This window comes from Thermoactinomyces daqus (assembly GCF_000763315.1).
Lineage (GTDB): Bacteria > Bacillota > Bacilli > Thermoactinomycetales > Thermoactinomycetaceae > Thermoactinomyces_A > Thermoactinomyces_A daqus.
Genome location: NZ_JPST01000021.1, coordinates 230454 through 236876 on the forward strand (window position 1 = coordinate 230454; position 6423 = coordinate 236876).

At 49.5% G+C, this 6423-nt stretch carries 7 protein-coding genes; all 7 read right to left on the reverse strand.

The genetic code is table 11. The annotated features are described in order from the left end of the window. Positions 1 to 126: 126 nt before the first annotated feature. Entirely contained in the window at positions 127 to 870 is a 744-nt protein-coding gene (locus tag JG50_RS0111105; RefSeq protein ID WP_033101146.1) for an SDR family NAD(P)-dependent oxidoreductase, read from the reverse strand. 46 nt (positions 871 to 916) lie between these two features. Continuing rightward, entirely contained in the window at positions 917 to 1597 is a 681-nt protein-coding gene (locus JG50_RS0111110) for a hypothetical protein (protein ID WP_152568552.1), read from the reverse strand. A gap of 13 nt (positions 1598 to 1610) precedes the next feature. After that, positions 1611 to 2117, reverse strand: a complete 507-nt coding sequence (locus JG50_RS0111115) for a matrixin family metalloprotease (protein WP_033101148.1) — start codon at positions 2115 to 2117, stop codon at positions 1611 to 1613. A gap of 451 nt (positions 2118 to 2568) precedes the next feature. Next, complete coding sequence (locus JG50_RS0111120) at positions 2569 to 3603, reverse strand: aldo/keto reductase (RefSeq protein ID WP_033101149.1); 1035 nt, start codon at positions 3601 to 3603, stop codon at positions 2569 to 2571. A gap of 65 nt (positions 3604 to 3668) precedes the next feature. Then, on the reverse strand, positions 3669 to 4325 hold the full coding sequence (thiE, locus tag JG50_RS0111125) for a thiamine phosphate synthase (protein ID WP_033101150.1): 657 nt from the start codon (positions 4323 to 4325) through the stop codon (positions 3669 to 3671). Further along, a complete protein-coding gene (thiD, locus tag JG50_RS0111130) occupies positions 4322 to 5125 on the reverse strand; it encodes a bifunctional hydroxymethylpyrimidine kinase/phosphomethylpyrimidine kinase (protein ID WP_033101151.1) in 804 nt (267 codons plus the stop codon). Before thiD ends, thiE begins: the two co-directional genes overlap by 4 nt. A 108-nt stretch (positions 5126 to 5233) precedes the next feature. Further along, complete coding sequence (locus JG50_RS0111135; protein ID WP_033101152.1) at positions 5234 to 6244, reverse strand: TolB family protein; 1011 nt, start codon at positions 6242 to 6244, stop codon at positions 5234 to 5236. Positions 6245 to 6423 lie beyond the last annotated feature (179 nt).

Sequence of the window (6423 nt, forward strand, 5' to 3'; positions counted from 1 at the left end):
CCCTGCAAGAATCAATTTTCAATAAAATGTCTATTTAATTATAACAAAATATTTGGACAAATTGGTCGGGCAGAAACAAAAAGCGCCGTTGTCCAAAGAAGGGAACGGCGCTTTTTGCAGTGAAATTCAAATCATCAGTGAGCCGCCGGAAACGGAGGTATATCCCCCGGTGACAAAGCCGGTATCCGGGCTGGCAAAAAAGGCGATGGCATTTGCGACATCTTCCGGTTGGGCGATTCGGCGCATCGGGGTGAAGTTGGCCGCCATCTCTTTCCTCTCTTGGGGAATTTCCGCCGTTGCATCGGTATCCACCATTCCCGGGGCAACGATGTTGGCCGTAATGCCATGCGGCCCAACTTCACCGGCGACATAGCGAACAAACGCTTCCAAGCCGTTTTTGGCCACGCCGTGCGCGATAAAACCGGGTGATGTGCTGCGTGCCAAACCGCTGGAAACGTAGATGAGGCGGCCATATTTCTGTTTGATCATGTGGGGAAGGACCGCTTTCGTCAGCTCAAAAGCGGCGCGCAGCTCGTCGTTCACCTTTTGGGCGAAATCATCCCAGCTCATTTCCATGAGCGGTTGAATCGGAAAGGAGATGGAAGCGTTGTTGACCAGAATATCCACTTTGCCGTATGTAGAGATGGTTTGGTCGACCAGACGGCGAACCGCTTCCGGGTTTCTTACATCTGCCTGAATGGACGTTGCTTCTCCGCCCTGCCGGACAATCGACTCGACGACTGTATCAGCTGCCTGTCGGTTGTTGTGATAATTGACGATCACTTTTGCCCCGCGCCGGGCCAGCAGTTTGGCAGTGGCCGCACCAATGCCCCGGCTTCCTCCGGTAACGATGGCAACCTGATTGTTCATGGTGAGGTGCTCCTCTCTTTTTAAGAAATTCCGATTCTGTTTACCATTATTGCAACAGAGTCTTTTCAATATTTTCCACCCTGTTTAAGATTCCCTGCAGATTCAGCCCGGTCACTTGATCTTTGTAGTTTGTCGGAAACCCGTCGATCGACACATGAATTGTCTGGTCATCCTGGGTTACCGTCTGTTTTAGCAGGTGATGAGAGGGGATCTGCAACAGAGCTTTTCCTTGACCGTTCAGTTGGATCGAGTTGGGGACGAAAGGAAAAGAGTAAAAATCGGCATAAGGAGATTTTTTCAGAAACAGGATATATGTTTTGCCCATTTCCGGCTCGATATAAAGCGGATTGGTGATATGGATATTTTCATTTTCACGCAAACGATCCAATTGCAGGGTGTGTGATTGCCCCACTTTAATTATATCTGCATCCAGCTCTCCTTTTAATACTTTGTTAACCTTGAAATTAAACAGTTTGACCTCGTTATAAACATCGGCTGCCGGCTTTGACGGATCTCGGGGGTTGCGGGCGCCGTTGATGCTTCCCGCCGCGCTTTGATAGGTACCCATGACAATGAGAGGGGATTGATGAATCATATCGTTCAGGTTGTTTTCCAAGGCGAGGTCCATATGCATATTCACCTGTGTTTCGCTGTTGAAACGGCTGCATCCGGCCATTAATACCAACAGAGAAAGAAGGGTTAAACAGAGGGGCCATTTGTGAAACATCATCCACACCTTCCTAATATAAGTTGTTCACCCCGTTAATATCATCGGTTTGGGGGATGTAAATCGAGTAGCGATCCCGGTCGATATTCATCAGCGCCGTCCAGTTGGTATGCGCCAATCCCAGTATATGTCCGATTTCATGCCCGGCCACGCTGCGGCCAAAATTGAGATCATTATTGGAATCATAAAATTTATTCATTTTAACGACCCAGTCGTCGGTACAGGAATCCAGTCCGGTCTCCCAGTAGGAATACCCGTAGTAATCATCGGTACTCGAATAATATGAATCAAAGACTCCGGAAGCGGATGGATTTTGCACGAATCGGCGCTTGTTCTGGGCGTTGTTCCAGTCGGTGACCGATTGGCTGATCGCTTCTTTGTGCGGCTCGGTGATGTTCCCGCCCCAGCGATAGTAGACGTAATAGTCATCGCAAAGTTGATCGCCGGTATAACTGAAGGCAAAGACAGATTGGGGCAAAAAAAAGAGATGGAAAAAGAGGACGAAGATAAGCGAACCCAAGTAAACCCCCTTTGTTTCTACGAATATCATTCAATATTATAAAATTAAGCGTTTTACTCAACAACCGAAAATCAGTAAATTAATTGTATGTTCTGGCGGCGGCATGGAAAAATAAGTTCGGATTAAAAAAGAAAAACCAGTCCCCGCGACCGACTTGCAGTGCGGGGGCTGATTGATCCATGTGCCTTATTTTTTGCAATCACAGTCCGGACATTTGCAATCAGGAGTACCGCATTTGTCACACTTGCTGGGATAAAGGGCATATGGTTTTTGCAAAAAAACCACCTCCAGCGTTTAGCCTGAAAAAGAGCGAATTCAACAAAATTGAATTCACTACGCTACTATTTTAGTATAAAAATATTTGCAAGTAAATAAATAATTGGTAATATTGATAATTTTTTGCCTCTGAAAAAATACTCCCCCGGAATGTCAAAAAACCGGGGGAGAAGCATTATTTTGCCACCGGAGTCGGCTTGGTTTTGCTGTTGGAAAATGGTTGTTTTAATGCCGTTTTTTGACCGTTTTCCCACAGCTCTTCGATTTTTTGCAACTCCTCTGCGGTGAGCGGGGTTTTTTCCGGAGCGGTGGCAAATTCGCGCAAGTTCTCTTCGCTGGTGATATTCGGCAATACCGATTTGACTGCCGGACTGGCCAGACAGAAGAGAATGGCTGCCTGTCCGATGGTGCGGTCGGATTCTTTATACAAAAATCCCCAATCCTTGACTGCTTGCAAACCGGCTTGCATCCATTTTACCGGACGGTGGTTGCGATGGTCGGTTTTGTCAAAATGCTTGTCCGGATCGTAAGTTCCGTCAAGCAGACCGGATGCGTGGGGCACGCGGGAGATCAGGGCGCGATTTTGTTTCTCTGCCGCTTTGATCAGTTCGCGGGCAGGATCTTGTTCTATCAGGTTGTTGATGATTTGCACCATATCCATGCGTCCGCCTTCGATGGCTGCAAGCCCTTCATCCCGCCAGCCGATATCCGGGCCGAGCGCAACGCCGTAGGTCAGGATTTTTCCTTCTTCTTTCAGGCGTTCCAGCGTTTCGTAAACTTCGTCGCTGACGATTGCTTCCATCCGGGCGTTGTGAAGCTGGTAGATGTCGATGTAATCGGTTTTCAGACGCCGCAGGCTTTCCTCGCAGGATTTGCGGATGGACTCCTTATCCCAGCGTTGCGGCAATTCGCTGTGTCCGCCGTGACGGTCTCCGCGTTTGGCATAAATGTCATAGCCGAACTTGGTCGCGATCACGACTTTGTCGCGCAAACCGGAAAGGGCATCGGCCAGAATCGTTTCACCTTTTCCCTGACCGTATACATCGGCCGTGTCAAAAAAGGTGATGCCGTACTCTTCATATGCAGATCGCAATAATTTTTTTCCCAATTCCTCGTCCTTGACTCCCCACCACGGGGTAGCAACGGACCAGACACCAAAGCCCACTTCGGAAAGAGGGCGATCAATACCGGGCATAGAACGATATTTCATTGCAGATCCTCCTTTGATTCCAATTTTATTTTACCACTTGGCCTTTTGCCGTTTGCGGGCAGCCGTTACAATTTTGTGGAACCGCTCAGATACTGGCGAAAACGGCGGGCAGCTTCCGACGGCTCTCCGCTTTTGCTGATCGCAGAGATGACCGCGACACCATCTGCCCCCGCTTCCATCACTTGCGGCGTCCGTTCGGGCGTGATTCCTCCGATGCCGACGATCGGGAAATCGCTGCCGATTTGCCTGCGTATTTGTTGAATCGCATCCGGGCCGATCGGTTCGCCCGCGTCTTTTTTGCTGAGAGTGGAGTACATGGGGCCGACGCCGATATAATCAGCTCCGTCAAGCATGGCTTGCTCTGCCTCGGCAGGGGTTTCGGCCGATACGCCCAATATGCGGTCGGGCCCGATGATTTTTCGCACTTCAGAGGCTGGCAGATCTTCCTGACCGATATGTACACCATCTGCCTCCAAAATCAGAGCGAGATCGACCCGGTCATTGACCAGAAACGGGATGCCATGTTCCCGGCAAAGCCGGCGCAGCTTCTTGCCCAACAAAACCGTTTGGTGCATGTGCAGGCCCGAATTTTTCTCGCGATATTGAAAACAGGTGATTCCACCGTTGATTGCTTGTTCCAATACCCGGACGGGATCTTGGTGCGGGCAATCCTGACTGCCCATGATAAAGTAGAGTGATAACGAATTTTTTACGAAACTCATCGATTTTCCCTCCGGTGGCGATAGGCGAAATGATTGGTGGGTCCGTGTCCCCGGCCCAGATTCAACGGATGGCTGATCGCAGCGGTGATAAACTCTTTCGCCTGTTTTACCGCATCGTAAGTGGAAGCGCCCTTGGCCAGAAAAGCGGTAATCGCCGCAGAAAAGGTGCAGCCTGTCCCGTGTGTTTGCTTTGTGTCAAAGCGAGGTGCGCTTAGAACGGAGAATTCTTCTCCATCGTAATAAAGGTCATCAGCGGTACTCTCGTTTCCGTGCCCCCCTTTGATCACGACCGCTTTTGCCCCCCATTCAACAAACATGCGAGCTGCCTGACGACGGGAGTCCGGATCGGCTAAAGAAAGCCCTGTCAAAACTTCCGCTTCTGGCAAATTGGGCGTCACGACCGAAGCGAGGGGGATCAGTTCTTTTTTATAGACGATCCGTGCATCTTCATCAAGCAGAACATGGCCGCTGGTCGAAACCATCACAGGATCGACGACAAGGGGAAACAGACCAAATTCCCTGATTTTTTGGGCCACGGTTTTTACAATGTCCGCCGTGGCTAGCATTCCGGTTTTGGTGGCGTCAACCCCGAGGTCGGTTGCAACGGAATGAATCTGCTCCGCAGCGGCTTCGGGGGCAAGCGGGTATACTTTCTGCACACCCAGTGTATTTTGCGCCGTAATGGCGGTAATCGCGCTCATGCCGAAGGTTTCCAGTTCCTGAAACGTTTTGATATCCGCTTGGATTCCGGCTCCGCCCCCGCTGTCCGAACCGGCAATCGTTAAGGTTCGCGCAATCACTTGTTGTCCTCTCCTTCGTTTTCGGTAAAAATATCTGCTGCATCAAGAGTGTTGATTGCATGTTTGATCTTATAACTAACATAGCAAAACGCGATGAGATGCGCCACCTTACCTTTCGGGAAGCGGCACATGAAGCGGGATCGATTTTTGATGCAATCCGCTGAAATCCGTGATCCACACCTTGTATTCCGGCGGTGGTGAGTCAGGACCGGTCCGGTTCCAATTTATATCTTCCGTGAACAGCACCTGGTTTTTCTTGTGAAAAAAGACGGCACTGCCCGTTTCAGACCTCAGAAAAGAAATTCTCTTCGTTTCCTTCGTTTTCATATTCATCAGATATTGCTCGTACTTCGGCAATCCATCTTTTATTTCGGCAATTCCGGTGAATACCAGCCAGTTGCCGGAAGGGGACAATTCCACATCGTTTACGCTCGGATCTTCCCGTTTCCCCTTGGGCACGAGAAAGTGGGCTTTTTCCGGGTGGGCAATCGGGACAACCTTCAGCCGCGGAAGATCGTCGTCATCCGTTTGGCCCGTTACGTAGTAGAGTGTCTGGTCATCAGCTGAAACAGCTAAACTGCGCAGTTCATATTCTTTTTGCCGTGTCACCATTTCAAGTCCCGTTCCATCCGGATGAATGCGGAAAATATGATAGAGGACGGGACTCTCTGTGTCGACGCTCAAATCGTAAGCCTTGGCGAAATAGAGATAACGGCCGTCCCGGGAAAAAGCGAGGTCGGTCACCAAGCCGTCGAGTTTGTCGGTCAGCGCCTTTAATCCGCTTCCATCACGGTTCATGATACAGAGGATTTGTTCGTTGTTCCCCCGCTTCCTGATCATGGCGATTTTCCTGCCGTCCGGAGAAAAAACCGGTTGCACAAAGGAGGAATCGGACGAAGGAGTCAAGCGCTTTATGTGTTTTCCGTGAAGGTCGGCGGTATAGACCGCTGCTGTCTGATCAAAAGCATAGGAAAATAAGAGCGTTTGGTCATCAGGTGACAAATCGACGTCCGGTTGCAACCCCTCGGTCAGCGGTCCCCATTCATCCGCACTGCATCCCGGAGCCAATATAAAAAGGAACAGACAAAATCCAAGCCGGATGGTTCTCTTTAACAACATCTCGTCTTTCCTTTCTGTTCAATTTTTTCTCTGTCAGGATTATTCGGAGGTTACAATGAAGTTGGGGTATGATCGGGGAAAGTGAAGCCATCATGAACACAGATTGAATCTTCTATGAATTCCTTCTATAGAATTTCCAATTGATTTATTGTAACATTTATAAGGAGCATTCCTGTAAT